Origin of the sequence: Sphingomonas sp. RIT328 (assembly GCF_000632225.1) — a bacterium.
Classification (GTDB): domain Bacteria; phylum Pseudomonadota; class Alphaproteobacteria; order Sphingomonadales; family Sphingomonadaceae; genus Sphingomonas; species Sphingomonas kyungheensis.
The window spans coordinates 59,166-83,289 of record NZ_JFYV01000045.1; the positions used below are offsets into that span (position 1 = coordinate 59,166).

Genomic DNA, 24,124 nt, shown 5'->3' on the forward strand with positions numbered 1-24,124 from the left:
GCGCGTCCGCGGTCCCTCGCCTGGGGCCCGCACCGCTGGCGCCGTCGCACGAGTGATGCGGGAACGTCGGGTCGCGATCGGCACCGGCCGTGCGTGCGTCGATGGACCATCGCCTCAGACCCGCTAGCGGACCAGCGGGTCGCCCTCCGGTATGCGGGTCGAGGTCGAACCAAGGCGGCCGTCGAACATCCTCGTGATGGCCGCAGGCTCCGCATCGGACCCCGGCACCGCGACCAGCCTGACCGGAGCCCGACGCTGGCCGATCCGACGCCCTTCAAGGGCGAAGACGTATCGACCGTCGCCCATGCGGCCGACGAGGGTCGCCGACATCTTGCCACGCCGCCGTTCGAGACGCTTCCGCCCCCAGTCTCGGATCGCCGACTTGAGGCAGACGGCCTGATACGGCGCGACGGCGTCGATGTCCGCCGCGACCCCGCCGGCGGCATCAACCTCCTTCGCCCGCTCGATTTTGAAGAAGGGTGCCGCGTCCTTGACGGCCACGGCCTCCACGCGGTTGTTCATGATCGTCTTCGTCGCGCCGGCTTCCGGCCATTCGATGGCTGCCGACCGGCATGGCGACGTCCGCGGAACCGCACCGGCGGCGCGCTCGGATGGATCGCTCCGAAGCCCTCGCAACGCGTCCATCCTCGATTTGGCGTCATCGCTTCCATGCATCTTCTGACCTCGCGTCGTTCGTGGGCTGGGAACTGAACCGAAGTAGCAGTCCTACTCTTATCGCTACCTAAATGATAATGGTTGCGAATTATGTCAAGGGTGAGTCTGTGCGCACGATCCAGCGGGTGCATATGCGGCGTTCAAAGGCTATCGGTGCAGCATGACGGGGGAGACGCACGCTTCGGACTTCGGCGACATCCCGACGCTCGACTGGCTAGGGGTGCTTCCTCACGAGCGGGCGTTGTGGGAGACGCTTGGACCTGACGAGAGGGAGAAGGCACGCAGGAGGTTGGAAGCCGTTCTCGACCTGGAACGTGGCGGAGGCCGGTCGATGGCGGAAGCCGCGGCGGCGGTCGGCATGGCTAGGAGCGCATTCTTTGCAATGCGCGATCGATGGCGTGCCGTCCCCAGCGTGCTAAGCCTCGGCATGGGACTGCAGCCGGTGAAGACGCGAGCGTCGAAGAGGGGCGCCGAGTTCAAGCAGGCCGTCGTGGAAGCCATAGAGGTTCAGCTGGCCGATCCTACGCTCGGCACCAACGACGTTTTGCGGTTGATCAAAGAACGGTTTCCGGTCGGCCTCGCCAAGACGACGGTTCTTGCGTGGATCGACGATGTTCGTCGTTCCAGCTCGACGGATCGGGTCGTCGGAAGGGAGCTCTCGCTAGACCTCAGCCTGATCGATCTCCTCGATCCAGGCGGCCTTCCCTATGCCGTCGTCTGTGTCGTGGACGTGGGCGCGCGGCTGGTGCTGGGGGCGGGACTGCTCGAGCACGCCGCGGAGCACGCCTACGCGGCGGCGATCAGGGACGCCGATCGGCGCCTCGACGATCTTCCGTTGGGAATATTCGAAATCGCGCCGAAACTTCGAAGCTTCGACCTGCAACTTCCCTCCGGTACCGAAACCTCTCGCTTCGCCTTCGCTGCGGTTGCCAAGCTCCGCTTTGCGAACTGGATCTCCTACCCCGACTTGTCGATAAGTCCCCACACCAAGCGCCCGCGCGGCAGGGCGCTTGCCAAGGCGACGGACGGCTGGCTGGGCGGCCTGAGGCTAGGTCGACCGCGTCGCCGATCCGACGCCAAGCGAGGAGACGGCTACGCGTCGGGTAACGGCGGGGAGGCGCGGACCAATAGTGCTCGCGGGGAACGTCGCGTGACGGCGGACGCTGCGAAAGCTCTTCTGTCTGCGTCGATGGACGACTACGTAAAGGACGTGCGCGCCACGCTTGGACTCAGCGACGACGTCAGGGACCGGGCCGCGCGCGCCGTGCTGAGGAAGGTCCTTGGGATCACACGAACTCCGTAGGCCTGCGATGACGCGGCCTTTCCGGCGGCATCTGCGCGAGCGCCGTTAGGCTCTTCAGCAGGAGAGGCAGCTTACCGCCTTCGACGACATGGAACGGAGCGGGCGTCCGCAATCCGTTGTGGACGGCGATCGCGTCTTCCATGGCCGATCTGGCGTCCCCCAGAACGAAGGGCTGCATCCTCCCCTCCCTCACCGTCTTGCCGATGGAGGCGGGTCGATGGGTATGCCGAGGACGGATCCGCACCTCCGAGATCGCGTCGCCGAACACCACGCGCGCGGCACCGATGGAGGGCACGGGCGCCGCGCTCCTTCCGATCCGCTCGACGCCGGCGGTGGCGAGGACGCCGAGAAGGTGGAGCCATCCCGGGGTCGCGTCGGCTGCCATCTCGAGGCGTACCCTAGCCCCGCCTTCAGCTTCCAAGGCCTGAAAAAGGACGCTGGCGGTGACTTGCGGATTAGGCCTCTGCATCGTCAGTTCATGTCCGACGACGAAACCGGACGGCATCAGGGCGGCGAACGTCAGGATCGGAAGGCGGCGGCGGCCGGCGTCGTCGAGAACTGGCAGCGACACGGCGGTGTGATCGAGGACCAGGGAGGTCGGCGTGTCGCCGGCCATCGGGATCTCCTCGTGACGCCGTCGCATCAGCCTCGCCGCGATCGTCTGGTCGGCCGGCCTCGGCCTTCCGATCTCCTCACACCTGTCGGCGACGGCACGGACGAGATCCGCCGGCCTCACCTGCAGGCCCATGCTGTCGATCGCCTCGTCTATCGTCGTCTCCACGACGGGATCGATGCTCGGGTTCAGCCGGTGCGGCAGTCGGAAGGCATGCCGGGCGCCAGGCAGGGCCGCCGCCCGCCCGTGCTGACGCCATGCGGCCACCAGGCGCAGAGACCCCTGTATGCTGAGACCGAGTTCGTCGGCCAGCCGTCGGTCGTCGTCGAGGCTTGGTCTCGCTATTTCAAGGTAGCGCCTGATCAGGCCGACCCTCCGGCGGATCTCCTCACGCCGAGACGGGAACACTCCCGTGAGATCCACTTCGTCCACCTGTATTCCTCCCAACGCAGAGCTTCCGCTCGCGAACAACTTCTCGTCATAGATGACGACCGGCGCGAGGACGGTCTGTCGGGCCTGTGTTGCGACCAGACTTCGAAAAGCCCCCACGCCGAATTGCTCCCCCGCCGACGACGGGCGGCCTCGATCGCGCTGCCGGCCGCCTCTCGGCCGAAGCCACGGTTTGGCGACGGCGCCACTTGAGGCGCAAGGCACCGCCGTCCGACCGATCGCATTCTCGCACGTCTTCAAGAGCGGCAGCGCGGGTCATCGTGCCTGAATCGGGGCAGAGGCGCGACGGGCCCGCCGACTGGCAGTTCGGATCGTCGCGATGATCACATCGGACACGCATGTGGCTCCTGCGGCGGCGGCTGCCTTGCGTTGGCTGAGCCGCTTGGACCGTACCTGCGATCTCGCGCATCGGCTTTCAATTGCTGCCCGGAGCCGTATGAGCGGCTTTGCGGAGCCTTCCGGCAGGGGCCAGCTCCGAATGGCTTCGCGCCGCTCGGCTGCGGCGCGGAAGTCGCTTTCAGCGCCACGGGCGGGTGCTCTCAATAATCGACGAAGGGCCCTTCGGGTCGCCTCGCCGCCAGCCGTCGACCGCAGGTCGACGTGTCGAATGTCGCCGGCGCGAGGACGGTCGCTACGTGTCCTGAGATACATCCACGCATACTGCGCAGCCGCGACTACATGGCCGGGTCCACCGGCGGCGGGAGTAGGCGGACAGGCGGTCGTCAGGGACGAAGCAGAACGGTGCCTCGCTCCGGGACCGATGAGCCGCACTAGTCTGCACGCCGTTGGGGGGCGGCGCGATGCGTCGCCATCGTGGGATATGCGCTCAGCCTTCGACCAACAGACGCGACAGGGCGACCACCCGCTCCGGCCTTGCCCGATAGATGAGGGAGCGGCTCCGGCGCTCCTGATCGACGACGCCGGCGGCGAGCAGGATCTTCAGGTGGTTGGAGAGCGTCGCCTTGTGCATGCCGATGCGGTCGCTGATCTCGCCCGCGGCCATGCCGTCGTCTCCGGCCTCGACGAGCATCCGGTATACCGTGAGACGCACGTCGTGGGCGAGAGCGGCAAGAGTGCTGACGGCCGGCTTGGTTTCCATGGTTTTCATATAATGAAACCGATTGGTGGCGGCAACGACGGATCGACGCACTGACGACAAAAGTTATTATGATAGTTGTTGTATTATCAAACATACACGACTATGTGGGCGTCGAGGCTAGCCCGCCGACGCGGGGGCCGAGGAGAACCATCATGACGCTTCAGACCGTCGATGTCCCATGCGCCTTGCCAGGCCTCATGTCGCGCGAAGCCGGCCCGATCGCCGATCCGCTGGCCTGCGACCACCCGGACGACCTGGTCGTCCCAACCACCGCCCGACGCCTCCAGCGTCTCGCCATCGTCGCCGCCGACGTCGGCGCGCGGTTCGCCCGGGAGGCGATCCCCCACGATCCGGTGGCCTGGCTTCTCGCTCCGCGCGGCCTCTTCGGCGGCGCGTGCGCTCTCGACGCCTGCCAGGAGCGTGACGCCTTCGTCCGGGCGACCCTGCTCCACGGGCTATCGCTCGGACTGGACGCCGATGGCGACGACATCGACGCCCTGCTCGCCATGGAAGTGGACGACGATGAGGACGTCATGGGCGAGGAGACGCCGTCGCATGCCCCGCAGGCGTCGCGGGGTTCGGAGCGGCTGTTCACCGGCACCGTCGAGGGTCGGGTGGGAGCGGGCGGCCGCTGCCTGCAGGCGTTCTGCGCGACGGTCGCCCCCGACGAGGAGGTATTCCGTCGGCGGCTCAGCGTCCGCTACGGCGAGGCCCTCGGGGCGGCGGCCGTCGTCCAGGAGGGCTTCGATCCGGACGGCGCGGTCACCAAGACGCTGCTGTCGGACGCGGTGCGCCGCATGCTGGCGACTGTGGCGCGCGATCCGGGCGTCGACCTCGGACTGGGGCTCGACTTGCAGGTCGAGCAGCGGTTCGCGGCGTGAGGCCCCCTCCCCCCGAGGACGTCGCGAGCGTGCCCGTCCCGATCGGCACCCTCGCCCGCGCGCTAGATCGCCATCCCGACTACCGGGTCCTCCGGCGCGTCGGCCGCATGGAGCGCCGCGAGGCGGGCTACGCGCGGACGGGCGAGCTCAGCGTCTGCGTGCTCGACGTGGAGACGATGGGGCTGGACCACCGGACCGATCGGATCATCGAGCTGTCGCTGCAGACGGTCCGCATCAACGCTCACGGCCGCATCGTCTCGACCGGCCGCAACAACAGCTGGCTGGAGGATCCCGGCATGCCGATCCCGCCCGAGATCGTGAAGGTCACCGGCATCACCGACGCCGACGTCGCCGGCCGGTCGATCTCGGAGGGCGAGGCGTACGGCGAGCTGACGACGGCCGACCTCCTCCTCAGCCACAACGCGGCGTTCGACCGCCCCTTCGTGGACATGCGCTTCGACCTTCCCCCGCTGCCGTGGATCTGCAGCCTGAACGATCTGGACTGGAAGGCGCACGGCTTCGACGGGCGTTCGCTGACGCAGCTCCTGCTGCAGTGCGGATGGTTCTTCGAGGCGCACCGCGCCGCCGGCGACGTCAACGCGCTCCTGCACCTTCTCGACCATCGCCTCGATGGCGGCGGGACGGTCATGAAGGAGCTGCTCGTCAACGCCGCCCGGCCGACCTGGATCGTCGAGGCGGTGGGTGCCCCGATGTCCGCCAGGGGCGCCCTCAAGGCGCGAGGCTATCGCTGGGATGCCGATCGCCGCACCTGGTGGCGGACGGTCGCCGATGCCGACGGCCAGGCGGAGCAGGACTGGGCGATCGACCACGTCTACGGCGGCCTGCACAGCCCCGTCGTCAGGGGAATGACCTGGAAGGAGCGGTACGCCGCGACACCCTGACAGGTCAGAGCCACAAGCGCCCGGTCGCCCGTGAGGGTGAACACGGCAAGGACAGTCCGACGCTAGACGCCGACCCGCTTGGGTCCAATCAGTGCGTCGCCCTCGATGGCGACGGCTGGGGGCCGAAGCCGGCGAGCAGGTCGTAGCGGGACGAGCCGGCGACATCCGCCAGTCGCGCCGCCTCGTCGCTTTCGGCGGTCACGTAGGGAGCGTCAGCGGCCCGCGCCTCTGCCGCCTTCAGGGCCATGTCGTCGCCGTGGAACGCCGCGAGGACCACGCCCGGACGGGAGACGAGCCTGGCGCCGAGGGGCAGGAAGCCCTTGAGCACCGCGCCGCAGTCCAGTTCGGCTCGGCCGGGGCGGAGGGCGACCGCGGCGGCGGCATCGGTTTCGAAGATCACGCCGCGATAGGTGCCGTCGTAGCAGTGCAGCTCGAGATATGCGGGCTGCTCCGTGCGAACGTATCGCACCTCGGGATACTTCACTTTCGATCTCCTTTCATCGTCGAATGGGCGACATCGCGCCGCGCGCCGTTCATCCCTGACAAACCTTCCGTGGCACTGACGTCGTCGTCATCCATTCGGGTTTCTGTCTAGCGCGATACGGTCGCTCCTACAGAGGGGATCGGAGGCGCACCGGGCGCCGATCAGGTTCTCGAGCCGTCATCGAACGGCTTCATGGGGACCTATCCATTGCATGGAGCCGTCCACCGTGACCATTGCGGAGGAACGTGTGCCGCCGAGCACCGCCGCACCCGTGTTGCTCGGTGGTTTTGAACTCGTCCGGACGATCGCCGGCTCGCTCGACGTCGGCGCGAGAGCCGGCGTCGAAGAGGTTACGCCGCCTTCAGATCACCGTCGTTCGCGGCGGTGGGACCCGGCGCGGGGTCGACTGCGCAGGTGTCGTAGTCGCCCCAGCCTCGCACCTTCGGAAAGTATGGTGCGTCTTCGAGCAGCACGTGCAGCTTGGTCCGGGTGGGCGATCCCGGTTCGGCTGGATCGAACGTCTCGGCGAGGATGATGCCAGGTAGATGCGTGACGAGCACTGGATCCTCATAGCCGCTGCCGGTCGCGTCGATCAGGACGTGCGAGCGAACACGACGCCTGCAGGGATCCGTATCGGCCACGTCGTCCTTGAGCGAAAACTCGGTGACCCAGACGTATCGGGGCAGTTGCATGCCGGAGACCTCGTTCTTCAGCTCCTCGTCGACCATGTTGCGCATCAGCCGCCGCTTGTACTTCCAGCCGAGCGTCAGATACGTCCTCGCGACGAGGTCGTTCGCTGCCGTCGCGTAGAATGCCGGATCCACGGCCCAATCCTCGAGGGAGAGCCCGGGATGCTCGTCCCTCAGGTGCTGCGCGCGATTCTTGGCGACGCGCGACACCTTGTCCCGCGCGAGCGTCTCCGCCACCTCTGCCTTGATGAATACCTTGTTTGGGAGCGGGACGATCAGGAACAGCGCGTCGTCCAGGGTATAGTCGTCGGGCCCTCGGTCTTCTCCGCAGGGGGCGGCATTCGAGGTCGACTGCTTGCCGACGGCCAATGGGAGATAGACGCCGCGCTGATCGTCGTGCACGAGGATGTGTTCGACGCGATCGCCGGTCGTCGCGCCGTACTTCGGGCTTGATCCGGCATGCGTGCCGCCCAGCCGAGTCCCGACCGCGATCACGGCATGACCGACGCCCTCCCCCCTGCGCAGTCCGACGATCACCGGAATACCCGAATCCAGGTACCGGGTGATCTTGCGTCGCGGATGTTCGTCCCAGCCCGTCTCCCCGTCGCTGCCGTAAAAGATCGGGAATTCGCCCATCGCACGAAGCGCCCGCACCATGTTGTCGTCGGTGAGGTAGTCGGAGCCTGCCGGCAGCGAGCGTGCGAGGAAGGAGTCGGTCGGCGTGAGCGCGGCCTCGGTGATGTCCGTGATCGAGAACCAGGGCATCGCGTATCGATTGTGGAAGTGCCTTCCGGCGGTCCAGATGGTGGCTTGTGCGCAGGCGCCCGTCCGCTTGTCCTGCTCCGTCACGGGGACGCCCTTCACGACCAGCTCGGCGCCCAGGACGTGGACCCGAAAATCCGATCGGACGGCGATCTCGGTTCCCGGCTTTTCGAAGTGGCTCGTCGACACGATCGCGCTGCCGACGGGCGCGTGCCCCAAGGGGCGGATGACTATGTGGCCGAGATAATGCTCGGTCGCTGCCTCGAGCTCACGCGCAGTCTCCCCCTTCGTCGGGGCGGACAGGGCGGGACCCACGTCGACGGCGAAGAAGTGGATCCGGCGGCAGAACCGCGGCCTCTGGCGGTAGAGCGTCGAGTAGAAGTTGGCGAATGCGTCCGAGAAGTCGCGGTCGATATACGCAGTCTCCTCGAGGCACTGAACCGCGCCGCATTCGCGGAAGGTCCGGAGGAGCTGGGGCAGGACGCGGCTTTCTCCGTTGCGGTCGAGATCCTTCCGCAGATCGTCCCAGTTGCGGTCCGACTTCAGGTCGGAGTAGTCGAATTCCGCGCGCACGGGTCGTCAGATCCGGCCTCAGGAGAGGCGGATCATCCCGAGCCGGTGCTCGGCCCTGTGCGACGACTCCTCGAGCATCTTGATCCGTTCGCGAGCCTGCTTGGACGGCCCCGGATTGATGACGCCTTTGCGAGAGTCGGCCACTATGGTGCCCGACGAGCTGTTCGCACCCGTCCTAACGCTCTTCTTCGCCAAGGATGTCCTCTTGCTCATGCGAGATACCTTCCGATTCCATCGGCAGGGTGCGGCGACGCCATAGCCGACGTCGCTGCCCCCGACAAGCCAGGCTCCCAGGGCCGATTCGTCCCGAAACCGACAGGACGGTTGCCCGTCACGATCTCCCGCGCCCTTCTCGACCATCGCCGCCGTCTGGTTCGGTCAGGAGGGAGGTCAATCTTGAGATGTCGCCTGCGATCGCTTCGAGGAGACGCGCGACGCGCGCGTCGCGGACGGGCCTCGACGCGGCGACGCGTGCGTGCCGATCATCCAGCCACGTCGCCAGCGCTGTGGCGCACCGTACTCCGACGGGAACCTCCTCGTTGAGCAGCTTGCTGTAGTGCCCTTGGCTGATGCCGCAGGCGCGGCTGACCTGCATCTGCGTCAGACCCAGCTTCCTACGACGCATCTCCACGAGCCGCACCAGCTCCCTGCCACTTCGAAGAACCATTCGAGAAAATATGCATGAATATTTATGAATATTCAAGTAGCCTTTACTTCTTTATTCCGGCGTTGCCACCGTCGTAGCGACCTCCGCACGAGGCTCGTCGTGCGCCACCCCAGCTACCTTCTCAGGATTGATCCGGAAGGCGCGCATCGATCACGACCGCCGAGGATATCCGTTCGGGCCGAAGTTGATCCCGACGTGCGTTCAGGCTCGGACCAGCCAGCAGCGGCTCGCACGTCCTCTCTCGCCCGACCCGTGCACGCTCGGTCGGTCCGTCGGATGGTCATGACGTCTTAATCTATCGGGTCGATGATCCGCCGCATGTCCGGCATTCCATCGAAGACCCTCCACGTGGCCTGGGCTGGCCTCAAGGGCGATCGCTGCTCCACCCCGACTTGCGGGCGGGTGCCTGAGGTGCGCCTCGTGCTGCATCACGATCATCTCGCGAACTTCGCGCGCGCCGAGCTTCTCAGACTCTTGAAAGCGAAGGGTTTGGAGGGCCGCCACGGTCAGATCTGGCAGATGCATGCCGCGGATCTGCGGCGGCTGAGCCTCGTCCGCTTCGCACCGGCGTGGATATGCGAGGAATGCAACCATGGCGACGGCAGAGGCAAGGACAGGAGGTACCGTGGCCGGACCACCCGCATGTATCCCTCGAGCTTCTCGATGACGCCGGCAGAACTGCGACGGACGACAGGTCCGAACGGCTGGGACGAAGCAGCCAAGGAGATCTGGCATGGCGCTCGTCTTGATCATCGGCGGCGTCGGACTGTAATCCGGCAGTGGGCGGTCACCGTGGCGCGAGCCGACGGAGCGGCGGGTCCGGCAGCTCCGAAGACGCTGCCGAACTGATGGGTGGGCGTCATCGGCCTCAGCTCCGAGCTTGTCGCCCGTTGAGCTCCCACCCGTAAGGCGGTCCCTCGAAAGTCCCGTTATGTCAGGACTCAGCGGCGGTAAGATGCGGCCCTCGGCCGGCGACACGCTTGGACAGCCGAAGCCGCCTGCCGACGAGACGAGCATGCATCCGCTGGCAGAGGGCTTGTATAGGTTCTGGTCGGCGGCGCGCTTCTTGGGGCAGCAGGCGCAGCCTGGGCCTCTTGCACTCGTGCCACGAGCCTTCGACCGTCTTGCGGGAAAGGCCTTACATCTATCGAAAAGGGCTTTCGTCTGCGGGCGACGGCGGCCGGTCCGACGTCCTGCACGCCGGTTATGAAACCACGCCATCCGTAGGGCGGCATACCAGAAATGCTACCGAAGGCCTCGCCGGCGCCGGGACCATGCAATTGCGCCGATCCGGCTCGTTCAGACATTGCGTCCCCCCCGTTGTGCCGCTCATGATCTCGATGCTGCCACGGACGATGTCGGCGGTGGGAGAACGAGAAATGACGAAGGCGCAGAACCGCGCTGTTCCCGTGGTCGACGAAGGCGGTACGCCCCCTGCTGCCGGCACGGCGGTCTGTCTGTCAGGGGGCGGATACCGGGCGATGACGTTCCACGTCGGCGCGCTCTGGCGGATGCATGAGCTGGGCGTGCTGTCGAGCGTCGACAGGGTCTCATCGGTGTCAGGTGGGTCGATTACGGCTGCGGTTCTCGCGATGGCGTGGACGGATCTCGAGGAGGGCGGTTCGTTCGCGGATCTCGTCGCCGAGCCCGTGCTGAAGCTGGCGGCCCGGACGATCGACAGGGGCGCGATCATCGGAGGCGCCCTTCTACCAGGGACGATCAGCCAGTGGGTCGCCGACGTGTACGACGAGGCGCTTTTCGGTGGCGCCACGCTGCAGTCGCTGCCTGATAGGCCTCGGTTCGTGATCAACGCGACGAACCTCGAGACCGGGACCCTATGGCGTTTCTCGAAGCCCTACATGCGAGACTGGCGCGTCGGGTCGATCGAACGGCCAAAGCTCCGCCTTGCGGACGCGGTCGCCGCCTCGTCAGCCTTCCCGCCGGTGCTTTCGCCCTATGTGCTCGACGTCTCGCCCTCCGACTTCGACTTGGTCGAACCCGGCCTCGGTGACGAGTTTAGACAGGACGTGTCGCTCACGGATGGTGGCGTCTACGACAATCTCGGGCTGGAGACCGCGTGGAAGCGCTGTCGGACGCTTCTGGTTTCGGACGGCGGCGGCGTCGCAGGGGACGATCCGTCGCCACCTTCGGACTGGGCTCAGCAGGCCAAGCGGGTGCTCGACGTGGTCGATGGCCAGGTTCGCGCGCTTCGCAAACGCCAGCTGATCCAGGCCTATCGTGACGGCTCGCGTGACGGTTGCTATTGGGGGATGCGTACCGACCCCGCTGACTACGGGGTGCCCATGACACTTGCATGTCCGCCCGCGGCATGCGCATCTCTCGCGGCGCTGCCGACCCGCTTGAAGCGTATGCCCGACGAGCTCACGCGCCGGGTTGTCAATTGGGGCTATGCGATCACCGACGCCGCTCTTCGCGCTCACGTTGTGACCGATGCGCGACCGGCGGAGCGCTTTCCGTTTCCGAGCGAGGCGATCTAGGGCTTGTCGACCGTCTTCGTGCTCGGCTTCAGCGCCCCGTCCGTATTCCAACCGTATGATCGGGATCGCCGTTTGCAGGTACCCTTCCTTGACTCTGACGAGCATGCCTAGCGTACATGAGCCGGTCGTCCCGATTTGGGAGGCACAGGTGATGGCTCGCCGGTCACTGCCGAAGTGCAGCTCTGAGCTCGCTGTAGAAGTCGCCGGTCGCCGAGCGCCGGGCGACGCTCTCGCCGAACCTCGCGCGCTTCTCCAAGAGCGTACGCTCCGTCCGCTTGCTGACCCTGGCGTATTCGTCGAGATCCGCATCGCTGCGCAGGTACGGCCACTTGCGCAGAAACTCCGGCGGCAGATGGTTCTGACCGGAATACGTGGCGAGAGGAAAGCTCTTTTCGGTGGCGACGCCGATCTCCCAAGGCACCCACTGCGACGTGGAGGTCGAGGCGGAGACGATTGCGAGAAGCTGGGTGCACTTGCCCATCTCCTCTCGGATGTGGTCTGCAAGCGTCTCCACCGGGCCCCCGACGTACGGGTCGATCACGTCCAGGTAGCAGTCGATCATGTGCAGGGATCTAAGCCGGAAGGCGACGTGGCCTGCGATGTGGGAATCGTGGCGCTGGTGGGAAAGGAACACCTTCAAGCCTGATCTCCTGTTGTAATTGGGGCATGCGGGTCCCGTGGCGTTCCGAGGGGATCGCGGGTTCCGCCTGAGCTCCACGAGGCTGCGGGTCGGCTCATCGGTAGTACAGCTCCCAGATCCCCTCCACGACCGACCGCGAACTCCAGCCCACGCACTTCGCGGCGGCATTCTGGACCACGGAGGACGTGCGCAGCTGCGCACGGGGATTAACGGCGAGGATGGGCTTGTCGTAGATGGCCGAGCCGTTGATCTCCTTGCCTATCCACTTGCTGTATTGGGCATACATCCCGGTCGGGATCACGATCACGTGGCTGCGTCGGATCTGGTTGTGGATGGCTTCTCTTAGCTGCCGATCGTTCGAGGCGTTGAGGATGGGGTTCGTGCGTGGGACCGAATAGTTGTGCAGGAGCATGGAGGCGGAGCCTGCCCGCCAGGACTGGCCGAATATCCAGCCGGCGAGCGTGTCGTAATGCCCCGAGTAGCTCCACGAATGGCTGATGAAGACGTGGATTTGATGGACGCTCAACGTTTCGGACCTTCTTCAGCTCAGATGCGGCGCAACTTGGCGAGCTTGCGGTAGTGCGCGCCCATGGCGGTCAGTCTGCAGCCGGTCGAGTTGATGGCCGCATAGTACATGAATTCCTCGTCGACGGGCACGACGAGACCGTGCCGGTTGCACTTCTGCAGCTCCTTGAAGATTCTCACGTGATCGGGATCGACCGGCACGTGCGCGAGCTGCGGAGCGTTCGTCCGGTCTTCCTCGTAGGATGGATCGAGCGCGAAGACGCTCGCCCGCTCCGGGAAGTATTCCGGCAGGCGCCGGAGGACGTCGTCCGGCACCTTCGGCGTGACCTGGCGGAGCTCGATGAAGGTCTGGACGTTGGCCTTGTAGATCGGGCGCTGCTCCCAGGCGCCGAGGGTCTGATCCACGTGCGAGTACAGAGCCGCGGGCGTGACGTTCCCTCGGATGTCGGAACAGCCGCCCCTCAGGCCGTCGAGGAGGATTTCGGTGAACAGCCCATGCGGACCGTCGTCCGCCTCTCCGTCGCGATGCGTCGCCGTGAGGATCGTGACGCCGGTCCCGATCACCGAGGCGTTTGCCCTGCCGAGGCCGGCCACCTCCCCGGCATAGCCGGAATGGCAGCTATCGAGGACGATCACGCTCGACTTGATGCGAGGATGGGCTTCGTTGGCGAGATTGAGGATCTCGGCCATGCCGACGCCCCAGGAGCCTTTCTTCCCATCCTGCCCTACGACGTAGCCGGCGTTGGTCTCGGGATTCAGGATCCCGTGACCGGCGAAATACAGGAGCGCGATGTCCGCCTCGGCCCGGAAGAGCTCACCTATCGCGTCTTGCAGCACGGCGTTCGTGACCTGGCGGACGTCGCTGGTGAGCGTCTTAACCTCGAAGTTCGGCGATCCGTCCCCGTTGGACTCCAGCACCTGGGTGATGGCGTTCGCGTCGTTGACGCAACCTTCCAGCGGAGCGTCGCCGTAATGGTCGATTCCGACGACGAGGGCCCGCTTGATCATCAGCGCGCTCCGCCGACGAGCTGCTTCAGGTTCTCCCAGGTCCATTCGTAGACCTTGTCGACGGCGGTCGCGGCCTTCGGCTTCTTCCCCTCCTTGCCCGAGTACCCGTTGAGCAGGAAGTGGGGCTTGCCCTCCTCCTTTGCGATCTCGAGCTCGGCGCTGACGCCGGCCGCCGTGTCGGTCTGCCCGCCGCAGATGACGCACACCACGTCCACCGCACGGATCCGGGTCCGCGCCTTGGCCTTCCAATCGCCGTCAATGTGCTCCTTGATGGACCAGTCGGCGAGCTCGAACGGGCTGTCGGGGTTCTTGGCCTGCCCTACGAGGAGCGTCTTCAAAGCGTCGTCGTGGTCGTAGTCGAAGCTGATGAACATTCTGGTCTTGGCCATGTCGCCCCCGAGATCGTCGAGCAGCGAAGCTAGGTGCGCACCCATCAGCGTCAACCAGCCGAACCCGAGAGGCGACGTGCTTTTTTCATCCGATCCGGCGGGACCGGCTTCCCCGACCCTCCTAGTCCGGAGAGAGTTCGCGCAGCTCGCGCCGGACCGGATCGATCTGCCGGATCGGCTTGCCGAGCAGCCGCGCATGCTCGACGATGTCCCCTGTCCCGCCCCTGCCACGGGCAGGTTTGCCGTCCCAGACGGCGAAGAGGAGGTCCACCTCCTGGGCTATCCTGAGGCCGGCCTGCAGAAATGCCTCCTCGCCTTCTGCCCCATTCAGCGGGATTGTGCGCCCCCGCCCCAGAAGGCGGCGGTATGTCTCCAGCGCCTCGTCCCCTTCGTAGCACTGCTCATACCATTCTCCCGGCACCACCGTGACGATGGTGCCACCCGCCTCGAGCACCTTCTCCGCGAAGATCTGGTCGGCGCCGACCGCCAGGGACGACCAGCCCTCGACGCGGTCGGGGACTTCGCCGAGCAGCGATTTGATCGCGTCGGCAGTCCACCGCCAGTCCGCGCCCTCCCTTTCCTGATGCCCGCTCACTCCGATCTTCATCGCCGCCTCCGCTCCGCCGTCTGTTTGATGGCCTCAACGGTCGAGGGTCGTAAGCTTTCCCGCAACGGGCAGGCACCCGCGACGGACCGCACTCGTGGCGTCGCTTCGTCGATGTGAGGTACAGGGCCCCCGATGGAACCCAACCCTCTCGATTCGTTGACGCCCAAGGAGCGCGAGTGCCTGAGACTGGTCGCGCCGGACAGGAAGAGTGCAGTGATTGCCGCGACGCTGGGCATCGCCGTGCCAACGGTGGAGACCCACCTGCGATCGGCACGCGCAAAGCTTGGCGGCGTCAGCCGCTTCACGGCGGCGCGATTGCTGAAGGAGCACGAGGCTCGTCAATCGCTGACTAGTCGAGGGCTGACGATCGCCGAACCGATGGAGCCCGCCGTAGTCGATGCGTCGGACCAGCCGATCGCGGCGGGTTCCCAACCGCTGATGATGGGCGACGCGCGACCGGCCTTCGAAAAGGTCTCGGCGCGGCATGTGACGGAGCAGGCGACGGCCGGTCGAACCCGGTTGTCGGCGCTCAATCGGATGGCCCTCATCGCGTTCTGCCTGCTGGCTCTTGTGGTCGCGGGCATCGCGTCGATCCCGTTGTCGGCGGCGGTGCAGGACGTTGCGCGGATGGTGATGAAGCAACGAACGGAATGAGCCCGGCACCTCGCCGCCGGGCGAGGAGACGACCATGCTCAACGATCGACTGGCGGCAGCGCATAGCGTCCGCGACGCCTACCTGCCCCTCAAGCGCGATACCGACCTGCTGGCGCAGCGGGCAAGCGAATGCATCCTTGAGATGCAGCGCGCGCGCGCCGACGCCGGACTGCCACTCGGGACTGGCGCCGCGCCGATAGCCGACATCGCGCGGGGCGCCGCTCTCCTCTACGAGGCGCAGCGGTGCTTCGCCGAAGCCCATCCGAAGCTCGCGGCTTTGATCGGCGAGGCCGGGCTAGGCCGCTTCTACGGCTACGGCGACGACGAGTGCCCCCCGGACGCCAAGTTCGCGGCGCTTCCTCGCGCCATCGCGGCGGCGGCCTGATCGGGAGCCTGGCGATTCCGACGCGCTTGACGAACATGGTGCCTGCCGTCTCCATGGGGCATGGACATCCGACTGAGCCTCGTTGCGCTGCTGCTGCGCTTCTGGCTGCCCCTGCTGGCCACGCTCCTCTACGCGGCAAGGAGGGGCGGCCCACCAGAGCGAGCTGCGGGGGGAATGCTTCTTGCCGCTGCGGTGGGGACCCTCGTCGTCCGGACGGACTTCGCGCATCGCTACAGCTCCGTCCAGGGTTCCGTCGTACTGATCGACGTCCTACTTCTCGTAGGGCTGGTCGCCCTTGCGCTGAAGGCGGATAGGCGATGGCCGATACTCCTGGCGGCGCTGCATGGCATGACCGTTCTTGGTCATGTCGGCAAGGCGCTCAATCCGAACCTGCTGCGTCTGGGCTACGCGGTGATGATTTCCATGCCGGCGCTCCCGGGGCTCGCCGTCCTCGCCGTCGGGACTTGGCGCCATCAGCTCCGCATGAGGAGGCATGGGACCGATCCGTCCTGGAGCGACTGATAAGGGCGGCGGATCTGGACGACCCGGTGTGCAAGGCCGACGCTCTGATGGAGGAGTTCGGTTCGGCGGCGGCGGTGCTGGGCTCGGCGGGAGGATTGCGGCTGCGCAGGTGCGTCGGCGACCCAGGACTCGCGGAGATGCTGACGCTGGTCGCGGACTTCCTGCGCTGCGTCCTGGGCGGGCGGGTCCGTGGTCTCTGCGTGCTGTCGGGACGCGACGCCGTCTTCGACTATCTTCGCGCCGAGATGGCGTTCTGCCGACGCGAGACCCTTCGAGTCCTGTACCTCGACGCAGCGCATCGGCTGCTCGCCGACGAGGTGGCCGCCCATGGAACCGTCGACTCCGTTTCGTTCTACGCCCGGGAGATCGTCGTGCGTGCGCTGGAGCTGGGCGCGGTCGGACTCGTTCTCGCGCACAACCACCCCAGCGGCAGCCCCGTCGCGACGCCGGCGGACGTCACGGCGACCGACGCTTTGATACGTGCCTGCACACCCCTCGGCATCGTCGTCCTCGACCATCTGGTGGTTGCCGAGCACGGGACACGCAGTCTGCGTGAGACGGGTTGGCGGTCGTGAAGGAGCTGGCACCTGAACGCTTAGACAGGATGCCCGGGCTGCTCGACGGAGCCGTGTCGAGGTTGCGCACCCTCCTGGAGAACGCTCCCCGGAGCGTCCGCCGGCGCTTCGTGCTACCGCTTCCGGAGGATACCGGCCAAGAGGCGGTTGCCCGTATGCTCTACGAGCAGCGCCGGATGCGGTCGGACGCATTCGGCGAGCATGCGTCGTTGTTCGTCGAGCCGGCGTGGGACCTTCTACTCGATCTCTTCCTGGCGAGTTCGGAGGGTCGCGTCGTTTCAGTATCGGCCGCGAGCATCGGCGCGTGCGTGCCGGCGACGACTACGCTGAGGTGCATCGCCGCGTTGCGCCGCCGCGAGCTCGTCGTGACCAGGCGGCATCCTACGGACGGCCGCATGAGGCTTGTGGAGCTCACGCGGGAAGCCGACACTATGATTCGCCGCTATCTGTCTTCGCTACGCTGGGAGCCGAGCAGCGTCGACGCCGCCGTCGCTCCGGCATTGGGACGCCGTTCCAGCTGACGGCCGGACTCGCGCCGATCCGGTTGGAATGGCCGTTTGGGATGCCGCCGGGAAGTGGCAAGAACGTTCCAGGAGGTATCGACGTGACCACCTTTCGTCTGACGCTTCTTCCCGCCGGGGACGGCGACTGCCTCGTCCTGACCTGGGGGCGGGAGGGCGACCTGCACCACATGGTGGTCGATGGCGGCCGAGCCGGTGCGTATCCGCATCTGCACGAACGGCTCGAGAGGATGGCGCTTGGGAGGGAGCCGCTCGACCTCTACGTCATGACGCACATCGATGCTGATCACATCGCCGGAGCGCTCACCTATCTGCGGGCGAAGGATCGCCCCATCGAACCCCGCGACGTCTGGTTCAACGGCCGTGGACAGATGCCTTCTACGGGGCGCAGGAGCTTCAAGCAGGGCGACGAGTACTCCGACCTGCTAGTCGCGGCGGGGTGGACCTGGAACCGCCACTTCGAAGGCGGTGTTGCGGCTGTGGAAAACGTTCGGAAGCCGATCGAGGTCGCCGGCCTGAAGATCACCGTGTTGTCCCCGACCCTCGAGGGCCTCAGGAGGCTGGGCGCGGAGTGGGACGCGTGGTTCCGAGCACAGGAGCCGAAGAAGGATCGCGCGGGCACCAGGAAGGCGAAGGACCTGATCAAGCCCGTTCCGGATCCCCTGATCCTGGAGGATCTCGCGATCGACGGGCCGACCGACACGGAGACGCCCAACGGGTCGAGCATCGCGTTCCTGGCGGAATGGGAAGGACGGACGGTGCTGCTCGGCGGGGATGCGCATCCCGACGTCCTGGCGGCTTCGCTGGCGGCGCTCGGAGCTGGTCGCGTCCGCGTCGACCTCTTCAAGGCGTCGCATCATGGGAGCGGCAAGAACATCAGCCGGGAGCTCGTCGAGGCCATGGAATGCCACGCGCTGGCCGTGTCCACCAATGGGAACATCCATGGTCATCCCGATCCCGAGGCGATTGCCCGCTTCGTGGTGCATGGTCCTCAAGGCGCCAAGATGCTCCACTTCAACTACAGGACGGACCGGACTTCACCATGGGGTGATCCCGCGTCCGGACTTCGCTATGGCTTCGATGCTAAGTATCCCGAGGGCATCGAAGGTCTTATCGAAATCGACCTGCTTCGGATCGACGGACCGGAGGCCGGCGAGGCAGCGGGACCGGAAGGATGAAGCCGTCGGTTGCACACTCGGCGACGCTGAGGTCGACGTCGCCGAGGATCATGGGGGAATAGCGGTTGCATTGGACGAGCATGGCGGATCTGGCGACCAAGCTGACTGCGCTTCTTGAAGCACGGCATCTTGGTATGATCGGCGAGTTGCGCGCGTCGATGATCGGCGACGCGGTGCTGCTCAGAGGTCAGGTTGGCAGCGAGGCGTCCCGAAGCGACGCCAAGCGGTTCGCACTGTCGTTCGACGGCGTCTTCAAGGTTCGCAACGATCTCGAGGTTGTGGGATACCTGTCGCCGGCGAGCGATGACGATCTCGACGGCTACTTCCAGTCGGCAGCACCCGAACCCCTCCGTCGGACGCGCGGCTTGGGGGATGGGTCCCGGCGGAGGCCAGTGGTGGTCGGCCGTCCATCACCGATGCCGACACCGACATCGGAAGCGACGCGAGACACTGGCGGCGTCAGCGCGGGCGACATGGTCGATGTGCTGAGACGCCCGTCGATCTCGACGTCCTCGGAAATACTGCCGGACAGGCTCGTAGAAGTCGTTGTGGACCTGTCAGACGTCACGTCCGACTCTCCGGCCGTTGTGATCGGGCGCTTTCCGGCGGACTGGACGAAGATCGTCGTGTCGGTGCAGCTCGTCGCGCCGTGGGCCATCAGGGTGGACGCGCTGTCGCCGACGGTGACGCTGACGTCCGACGGCCGTTCCGTCCCGGCGCGCTTCGCCTGCCTGGTCTCTCCCGACTTCGACGGATCGACGGCGCAGGCGCAGGCGGTCTTCATGCACGGGACCCGTATCTGCGGGCATGTGTCGATCGACCTTCTGGCACCCGAAGCAGATGGCATCGAAAAAGTCCGTAACGAGGCACCGGCGGCAGCGGCGGGGGCGACGGCAGGCGAACAGGACGTCGGACGCGAGCGGAAGGCTTCCGTCCGGATCGTGCCGGACGCCGTGGGACCCACTCTCACGGTCACTGTCTTGACGACCGGTGCCGATCTTCAGACGTGGACCTGGCAGGCGGCGATGCCCGGCGGAATGGCGCCTGGCGTCGGACGGGTCGACCTCCAGGGCGGCGCGAAGGCGTTCGCGGACATGCAGCTTGCGTCATGCCCGGACCTGAAGCCTCCGCGTGTCAGCCGCATGATGGACGGGCTCGGAGAGAGGCTGTGGAGAGTGGCTCCAGCCGAGTTCCGCGCGGGCTACGAGCAATGGCGTAACGCGTTGGGCTCCGACTTCGCGATACAGTTCATAACCGAAGATCCCTATATTCCTTGGGAGATGATGAAGCCGGACATCTCAGGCGCCCGTCACCTGTTCGTTGACCATCCAGTCGCCAGATGGCCGGCGGGCCGGTCCGTCCTCCTGCGGGAGAGCTTCGGCACGGGCGAACTGCTTTCCTTCGTGCCTAGCTACGGGGCCGGGCAGGGATTGCCCGCTGCGCAGGCCGAGGGGCGGTGGATGGTCGAATGCCTAGGCGCGACCGCCATGCCGGCGCGCACCGAGGCATTCTTCGCCGTGTTGGACGGGGAGCGCCCCGGAGATGTGGCCGTGATCCACTTCGCGGGACACGGCCGCATCGACACGGGGCAGAGCGATGGGGGCATCCAGATGGAGGATGACTTCGTCGGCGTGGCAGAGGTCGATCAGCGGCGTACCGTCGTGGGCGAGAGGGGTGCGACCCTGGTGCTTCTCAACGCCTGCGAGACTGCCGGAGGCGCCCAGATGCTGGGCATGAACACCGGCTGGGGCGCGGCCATTGCGGCTCGAGGCTTCGGCGGTCTGGTGGCGCCGCTTTGGGAGGTCGACGACGCTATGGCGTTTCAGATGATGAAGTCGGCTCTTCCAGATCTACTCGCAGGGCGGTGCACCCTCGGCGAGGCGCTGCGGAACAGCCGCCGTGCGCATCACGCCGAGTCGGCATCCCCGTTCGCATACCTCGCGCATGGGGATGTCATGGCCCGGTTTCCCGGCTAGATCGTGACGACCGCAGGCGTGTCGACCAGCAGTCCGACGGGGACCGCGTTCCGCATCTCGACCATGAGGTCACCTCTGATCGAGGGAGTCCTTATCGAAGCTATGAGGCTGAATCGGACCGGGTCGTCCGCCTTTCCGACGTGCCTTCCGGACGCCCACCACCCCCGCATCGGGGTCACGTTGATCATGCGCCTTCCCACGAGCTGGTAGGCCGGGCCGCGCCACACGTCATGGTGGATGGTGCCGCGGTTCCGCCGCTGCCACCCGAGCAGCCATCCGGAGTCGTCGGCGCTCGAAGCGTCGCTCGCGATGGCCCGGTTCACGCGGCGCTGCGCCTGCGCTTCGCTCTCCATGTGCCGCTGCATGTCGAACTTGAGCCCATGGGAGGGATAGAACTGGCGGCGCTCGAGACCGGCGCTGTGCAGGTCCGGTTCGACGAAGTAGGAGAGCGTGCAACGAAGCTCGATCTCGGTGGCGCCCAGCGACCGCAGGGCGGCATCCGGCCACGGCAGGCGGAAGCTCTTCATCTGCCGGAGTTTGACGCTGCCGCTGGAGCCGGGCTCGTAGGGCTGGAGCTCGTCCTCGGCGACGAGCGTGGCGGCGTTCTCGGCGCTCCAGAACGCCCGCTCCTCGTTGGGGACGCCCCATCCGAAGCAGTCGAGCGTCGCCAGCGTCGCCTCCAGCGGCGGCGCGCCTGCTCGGACGAGGGCGGCTCGGCGAGCCTTCATCGCGGGGGTCCAGTCCGCGGAGTGAACGATGAGGCCGCGAACCGTCTCGGCGCGCAAAGCGGGGTATCGGGCCATGACCCGCCCCGCGAGCCGCGAGGCGGCCGCGCACGCAGCTGACGTGTCCCCCGTCAGAGTGATCTGGTCGAGCCGGTTGGACGTGGTCGCGATCATGTCCGGGCCGTGGGCGCGCGACGTCGTGCCGTCCGGATCGACGCCGTGGTTGCCGCCTTCCATCACGATGTCGGGCTTGTGCCGCTTTCCATCCCAGGCCTGAGCGGTGCGTGACCGTGGAGAGAGGTTCCCCTCGTCCGCCAGCGGCGTCGGGCCGGAGCACTTGATCGTCGAGGCCCCGACGGACAGCACGTTCAGCGCCTGGGCGGGCGACTGGATGCCGTCCTCCTCGTTGAGCGTCGCGTAGGCCGAGACCTGGTATGGCTCTGCGGCGGTGGTCGCGACGTTGCCGACGGCCACGCAGAAGAGGCGGGTGTCCACGCCGTCGTTGTAGGCGAGCCCGTCGAGCGAACCGGAGCTCGACGTCGGCCTTCCGTCCTCCGCCTCACCGATGATGGTCGCAGCGAGGCAGTATACGCGAGGATGGCGCGCCTGCCCTTCGGCAAGCGCAACGGCCTTGGCAATGGCGTCCCGCGCTGGCAGCCTCAATGCGCTCGGCGGATTGAAGACCACGATGGATTCAAGGGCGGTCTCCAGCGTGACGGGACCGTCCCGCGCCGCGAGGTCTGAAAGGTCGCCGTAGAGGGCCACCCCGGCCATCTTAGATCCATGCCCGTCCGCGTCGAACGGGTCCCAGGCACCGACCACGGCGTGGCATCGCGTCGTCGGAAGCGAGTGGGAGAGCAGGGCGCTGCGGGGGTTCACCCCCGTGTCCAGCAACGTGACCCAAGGCGCCGCACCCGGAGCCGGAAGCACCCGGGACGCCATGGCCCCGATGCGGCGCAACCTCGACGGCGGCGGAAGATCCAGGTGTTCGGCAATGAAGTTCGAGGCTCCGCGCAGCTCGATCACGGCGGCGCTGCGCTCAATCAGCTTCGCCAGGGAGGCCTTCGTGGCGACGACATTGTATACCACGATGTCGACGAACTCGGTAGCGGCTCCCTTGATCCGGAGCGCGAGATCCGCGGCGCCCTCCTCAAAGATCTCTCTCATGGGACTGCGGACCCAAATCTCCCATTCCACGGCTCCCTTCTCGCGGGGGAACAGTTCTAACGGGTCGGTCCAGAGGTCCTCGACCTTCGCAACGCGAAAGGAGGCCGCACTTTCGAAGAGCCAGAAGTTGCGCTTGCGACGGGATGCCGGGTCGGATTCCTGCTCCTCGAACAGCGCATCCTCAAGGTCGTCCGGCTGTTCCCAGTCTTCGTAGTAGTCCAGCGAACGTCCGAGACTGGCGATGGCGTTGGCGCTCAGATAGAAGATCGCACGATCCTGGCCCCGCCTGCTCCGCACGTCGGCCTGCCGCCTCACGTTGAGCAACTGGCGTCCTCGGCTGTTCGCACGCAGGGTATCACCCACCACGAGTTCCTCCCCGACGCGGGAATGGACGGTCACGGTGACGCCCCTCTTCGCCTTGGGCACGCCGAGGAGGGTCTGTCCCGCCCGGAGGTCGCGGGCCTCGTCCGACACGGTCTTCAGATCACCGCGCAATCGCCCCGCGTGCACGGCTCTGTCCGAAACCGCGCGTGGCCGCTTGGTGCTGCCGCCGCCGACGGGTTCGAACTTTGCCGAGGCACGACCGAGCCCTCGGACTACCAGATGTCGATGTAGCGGCATTGCGGCAGGCTAGCAGCGTGCGCTTCGCCGTGCCAACCACGCTTTCTCACCGATCCGGTTGGGTTCGTTCCCTGAGTGCGCGCAGGAGCAGGACCGGATCCAGCGTGCCGGCGTTCTCGAGTACCGCGTCGCGGGCGGCGTCGTCCGCGGCCGCGACGATGTCCGCCTGACTCAGGTCCGAGGCGGCCTGCGCGACTGCAGTCCAGTCGAATGGCGCGAGGTCGAAGCCGGGCAGCCGTTGGACGAGGATCCGCCTGACGTGATCTGCTTCCGGGAGTCCGTAGCGGATGGTCGCGTCGAATCGTCTGAAGATGGCCCGATCCAGAAGCTCCTGATGGTTCGTCGCGGCCAGGATGAGACTGCCCGAGGAGTCTTCGTCCAGGAACTGGAGGAACGAGTTCAGCATGCGACGGGCCTCGCCGATGTCGTTCTCCGCCCCCCGCCGCGTCGCCAGGGCGTCCACCTCGTCGAAGAAGTAGACGCCACGAGTGCCGGTCATGGCATCGAATACGATCCGGAGCTTCGCCGCGGTCTCGCCCATGAACTTGGTGATGACGCCGTCGAGCAGGAGGGTGAACAGGGGAAGCCCCAGTTCGCCCGCGATCGCGGCCGCCGTCATGCTCTTGCCGGTGCCAGGCGGCCCGGACAGGAGCAGCTTCCGTCGAGGATGCAAGCCGCGATCGGCCAGAATGCCTCGTTCACGATGTTCGCGGACGATGCGGCGGAGCCGTGTGCCGACGTCTTCGGCGACGACCACGTCTGCGAGGCGCGTTTCCGGATACGAGGCACGGACGAGTGACGCCAGTTCGCCGCGCGGGGCTGCGATGAGGATCGGCCGGGTCGCCGAGCGCCGCTCGCCGACCTCCTCCTTCAGCGAACCGACGAGCGAACCGATCTCCTCGGCCATGCGGTGGTGACCGGCGTTCCGGGCGTCGTTGGCGATGTGCTCGGCGATCGCGAGGAAGCGCTCGTCGTCACCGGCAGCATGGCTGCGGATCATCCCGATCAACTGCTTGCTGCTGGCCATGGCGACAC

The 24,124-nt window shown here is 66.6% G+C and carries 25 protein-coding genes; 12 read left to right on the forward strand and 13 right to left on the reverse strand.

From position 1 onward, the window contains the following. Positions 1-123: 123 nt before the first annotated feature. Positions 124-522: a hypothetical protein gene (locus tag BW41_RS15970; RefSeq protein ID WP_037535560.1), complete on the reverse strand. Its 399-nt coding sequence runs from the start codon at positions 520-522 to the stop codon at positions 124-126. A gap of 313 nt (positions 523-835) precedes the next feature. Here BW41_RS15970 and BW41_RS15975 point away from each other — a divergent pair, with 313 nt between their 5' ends. Next, positions 836-1,978 carry a hypothetical protein gene (locus tag BW41_RS15975; protein WP_037535561.1) on the forward strand — a complete coding sequence of 381 codons (1,143 nt, stop codon included), beginning with the start codon at positions 836-838 and terminating at the stop codon, positions 1,976-1,978. On the opposite strand, the gene BW41_RS15980 is transcribed toward BW41_RS15975, so the two are convergent. Both BW41_RS15980 and BW41_RS15985 read right to left on the reverse strand, forming a co-directional pair. Beyond that, the gene (locus tag BW41_RS15980) at positions 1,962-3,140 is read right to left on the reverse strand and encodes a hypothetical protein (RefSeq protein ID WP_037535563.1); all 1,179 of its coding nucleotides are present in this window, start codon (positions 3,138-3,140) and stop codon (positions 1,962-1,964) included. The two genes, BW41_RS15975 and BW41_RS15980, sit on opposite strands and share 17 nt — an antisense overlap. Before the next feature lie 727 nt (positions 3,141-3,867). Beyond that, positions 3,868-4,140, reverse strand: a complete 273-nt coding sequence (locus tag BW41_RS15985; RefSeq protein WP_051583615.1) for an ArsR/SmtB family transcription factor — start codon at positions 4,138-4,140, stop codon at positions 3,868-3,870. Positions 4,141-4,292: 152 nt separating this feature from the next. On the opposite strand from BW41_RS15985, the gene BW41_RS21080 reads away from it, so the two are divergent. Both BW41_RS21080 and BW41_RS15995 read left to right on the forward strand, forming a co-directional pair. Beyond that, a complete protein-coding gene (locus tag BW41_RS21080; protein ID WP_152542355.1) occupies positions 4,293-5,021 on the forward strand; it encodes a hypothetical protein in 729 nt (242 codons plus the stop codon). Positions 5,022-5,050: 29 nt separating this feature from the next. Continuing rightward, positions 5,051-5,923 carry a 3'-5' exonuclease gene (locus BW41_RS15995; RefSeq protein WP_152542356.1) on the forward strand — a complete coding sequence of 291 codons (873 nt, stop codon included), beginning with the start codon at positions 5,051-5,053 and terminating at the stop codon, positions 5,921-5,923. A gap of 88 nt (positions 5,924-6,011) precedes the next feature. Here the strand turns inward: BW41_RS15995 and BW41_RS16000 are convergent, their stop codons facing one another. The 3 genes from BW41_RS16000 to BW41_RS22095 form a co-directional block, all read right to left on the reverse strand. After that, a complete protein-coding gene (locus tag BW41_RS16000; RefSeq protein ID WP_037535565.1) occupies positions 6,012-6,407 on the reverse strand; it encodes a hypothetical protein in 396 nt (131 codons plus the stop codon). A 350-nt stretch (positions 6,408-6,757) separates the two neighbouring features. Further along, positions 6,758-8,431: a hypothetical protein gene (locus BW41_RS16005; protein ID WP_051583563.1), complete on the reverse strand. Its 1,674-nt coding sequence runs from the start codon at positions 8,429-8,431 to the stop codon at positions 6,758-6,760. Positions 8,432-8,762: 331 nt separating this feature from the next. Further along, positions 8,763-9,098, reverse strand: coding sequence for a helix-turn-helix domain-containing protein (locus tag BW41_RS22095; RefSeq protein ID WP_037535570.1), 336 nt, complete (start codon positions 9,096-9,098; stop codon positions 8,763-8,765). Positions 9,099-9,416: 318 nt separating this feature from the next. Here BW41_RS22095 and BW41_RS16020 point away from each other — a divergent pair, with 318 nt between their 5' ends. Together BW41_RS16020 and BW41_RS16025 are read left to right on the forward strand one after the other, a co-directional pair. Further along, positions 9,417-9,947, forward strand: a complete 531-nt coding sequence (locus BW41_RS16020; RefSeq protein WP_037535572.1) for a hypothetical protein — start codon at positions 9,417-9,419, stop codon at positions 9,945-9,947. A gap of 530 nt (positions 9,948-10,477) precedes the next feature. Continuing rightward, positions 10,478-11,596, forward strand: coding sequence for a patatin-like phospholipase family protein (locus BW41_RS16025; RefSeq protein WP_037535574.1), 1,119 nt, complete (start codon positions 10,478-10,480; stop codon positions 11,594-11,596). 163 nt (positions 11,597-11,759) lie between these two features. On the opposite strand, the gene BW41_RS16030 is transcribed toward BW41_RS16025, so the two are convergent. The 5 genes from BW41_RS16030 to BW41_RS16050 all read right to left on the reverse strand — a co-directional run bounded on the left by BW41_RS16030 (position 11,760) and on the right by BW41_RS16050 (position 14,765). Continuing rightward, complete coding sequence (locus tag BW41_RS16030) at positions 11,760-12,230, reverse strand: toll/interleukin-1 receptor domain-containing protein (RefSeq protein WP_235199810.1); 471 nt, start codon at positions 12,228-12,230, stop codon at positions 11,760-11,762. 100 nt (positions 12,231-12,330) lie between these two features. After that, the gene (locus tag BW41_RS16035) at positions 12,331-12,762 is read right to left on the reverse strand and encodes a TIR domain-containing protein (protein ID WP_037535578.1); all 432 of its coding nucleotides are present in this window, start codon (positions 12,760-12,762) and stop codon (positions 12,331-12,333) included. A gap of 20 nt (positions 12,763-12,782) precedes the next feature. Next, positions 12,783-13,769, reverse strand: a complete 987-nt coding sequence (locus BW41_RS16040; protein ID WP_200870449.1) for a caspase family protein — start codon at positions 13,767-13,769, stop codon at positions 12,783-12,785. After that, positions 13,769-14,203, reverse strand: coding sequence for a TIR domain-containing protein (locus tag BW41_RS16045; RefSeq protein WP_327195601.1), 435 nt, complete (start codon positions 14,201-14,203; stop codon positions 13,769-13,771). Before BW41_RS16045 ends, BW41_RS16040 begins: the two co-directional genes overlap by 1 nt. Before the next feature lie 76 nt (positions 14,204-14,279). Then, positions 14,280-14,765, reverse strand: coding sequence for a hypothetical protein (locus BW41_RS16050; RefSeq protein WP_037535579.1), 486 nt, complete (start codon positions 14,763-14,765; stop codon positions 14,280-14,282). 132 nt (positions 14,766-14,897) lie between these two features. Between BW41_RS16050 and BW41_RS20180 the strand changes: the two genes are divergently transcribed. The 7 genes from BW41_RS20180 to BW41_RS20190 all read left to right on the forward strand — a co-directional run bounded on the left by BW41_RS20180 (position 14,898) and on the right by BW41_RS20190 (position 20,576). Further along, complete coding sequence (locus tag BW41_RS20180) at positions 14,898-15,419, forward strand: helix-turn-helix domain-containing protein (protein WP_051583565.1); 522 nt, start codon at positions 14,898-14,900, stop codon at positions 15,417-15,419. A gap of 34 nt (positions 15,420-15,453) precedes the next feature. Next, entirely contained in the window at positions 15,454-15,804 is a 351-nt protein-coding gene (locus BW41_RS16060) for a hypothetical protein (protein ID WP_037535581.1), read from the forward strand. 60 nt (positions 15,805-15,864) lie between these two features. Then, positions 15,865-16,326 carry a hypothetical protein gene (locus tag BW41_RS21085; RefSeq protein WP_037535583.1) on the forward strand — a complete coding sequence of 154 codons (462 nt, stop codon included), beginning with the start codon at positions 15,865-15,867 and terminating at the stop codon, positions 16,324-16,326. A 26-nt stretch (positions 16,327-16,352) separates the two neighbouring features. Beyond that, positions 16,353-16,901 (forward strand): JAB domain-containing protein, encoded by a 549-nt coding sequence (locus tag BW41_RS16070; protein WP_152542358.1) that lies wholly within the window; start codon positions 16,353-16,355, stop codon positions 16,899-16,901. After that, a complete protein-coding gene (locus BW41_RS20185) occupies positions 16,889-17,422 on the forward strand; it encodes a hypothetical protein (RefSeq protein ID WP_051583568.1) in 534 nt (177 codons plus the stop codon). The genes BW41_RS16070 and BW41_RS20185 overlap by 13 nt, the downstream gene beginning before the upstream one ends. Before the next feature lie 83 nt (positions 17,423-17,505). After that, positions 17,506-18,600 carry a ComEC/Rec2 family competence protein gene (locus BW41_RS16080; RefSeq protein ID WP_037535584.1) on the forward strand — a complete coding sequence of 365 codons (1,095 nt, stop codon included), beginning with the start codon at positions 17,506-17,508 and terminating at the stop codon, positions 18,598-18,600. Between the two features lie 80 nt (positions 18,601-18,680). Further along, entirely contained in the window at positions 18,681-20,576 is a 1,896-nt protein-coding gene (locus BW41_RS20190) for a CHAT domain-containing protein (RefSeq protein WP_051583570.1), read from the forward strand. Here BW41_RS20190 and BW41_RS16095 read toward each other — a convergent pair. Together BW41_RS16095 and BW41_RS16100 are read right to left on the reverse strand one after the other, a co-directional pair. After that, entirely contained in the window at positions 20,573-22,963 is a 2,391-nt protein-coding gene (locus BW41_RS16095) for a S8 family peptidase (RefSeq protein ID WP_161773141.1), read from the reverse strand. The genes BW41_RS20190 and BW41_RS16095 overlap by 4 nt on opposite strands. A gap of 172 nt (positions 22,964-23,135) precedes the next feature. Then, on the reverse strand, positions 23,136-24,116 hold the full coding sequence (locus BW41_RS16100; protein WP_037535590.1) for an AAA family ATPase: 981 nt from the start codon (positions 24,114-24,116) through the stop codon (positions 23,136-23,138). Between the last annotated feature and the right edge of the window lie 8 nt (positions 24,117-24,124).

Coding starts and splice junctions, on each gene's coding strand:
- BW41_RS15970 (WP_037535560.1), bottom strand. CDS start 522: ATGAACAACCGCGTGGAGGCCGTGGCCGTCAAGGACGCGGCACCCTTC.
- BW41_RS15975 (WP_037535561.1), top strand. CDS start 836: ATGACGGGGGAGACGCACGCTTCGGACTTCGGCGACATCCCGACGCTC.
- BW41_RS15985 (WP_051583615.1), bottom strand. CDS start 4,140: ATGGAAACCAAGCCGGCCGTCAGCACTCTTGCCGCTCTCGCCCACGAC.
- BW41_RS21080 (WP_152542355.1), top strand. CDS start 4,293: ATGACGCTTCAGACCGTCGATGTCCCATGCGCCTTGCCAGGCCTCATG.
- BW41_RS22095 (WP_037535570.1), bottom strand. CDS start 9,098: ATGGTTCTTCGAAGTGGCAGGGAGCTGGTGCGGCTCGTGGAGATGCGT.
- BW41_RS16020 (WP_037535572.1), top strand. CDS start 9,417: ATGTCCGGCATTCCATCGAAGACCCTCCACGTGGCCTGGGCTGGCCTC.
- BW41_RS16025 (WP_037535574.1), top strand. CDS start 10,478: ATGACGAAGGCGCAGAACCGCGCTGTTCCCGTGGTCGACGAAGGCGGT.
- BW41_RS16040 (WP_200870449.1), bottom strand. CDS start 13,769: ATGATCAAGCGGGCCCTCGTCGTCGGAATCGACCATTACGGCGACGCT.
- BW41_RS16045 (WP_327195601.1), bottom strand. CDS start 14,203: ATGGGTGCGCACCTAGCTTCGCTGCTCGACGATCTCGGGGGCGACATG.
- BW41_RS16050 (WP_037535579.1), bottom strand. CDS start 14,765: ATGAAGATCGGAGTGAGCGGGCATCAGGAAAGGGAGGGCGCGGACTGG.
- BW41_RS20180 (WP_051583565.1), top strand. CDS start 14,898: ATGGAACCCAACCCTCTCGATTCGTTGACGCCCAAGGAGCGCGAGTGC.
- BW41_RS16060 (WP_037535581.1), top strand. CDS start 15,454: ATGCTCAACGATCGACTGGCGGCAGCGCATAGCGTCCGCGACGCCTAC.
- BW41_RS21085 (WP_037535583.1), top strand. CDS start 15,865: ATGGACATCCGACTGAGCCTCGTTGCGCTGCTGCTGCGCTTCTGGCTG.
- BW41_RS20190 (WP_051583570.1), top strand. CDS start 18,681: ATGGCGGATCTGGCGACCAAGCTGACTGCGCTTCTTGAAGCACGGCAT.
- BW41_RS16100 (WP_037535590.1), bottom strand. CDS start 24,116: ATGGCCAGCAGCAAGCAGTTGATCGGGATGATCCGCAGCCATGCTGCC.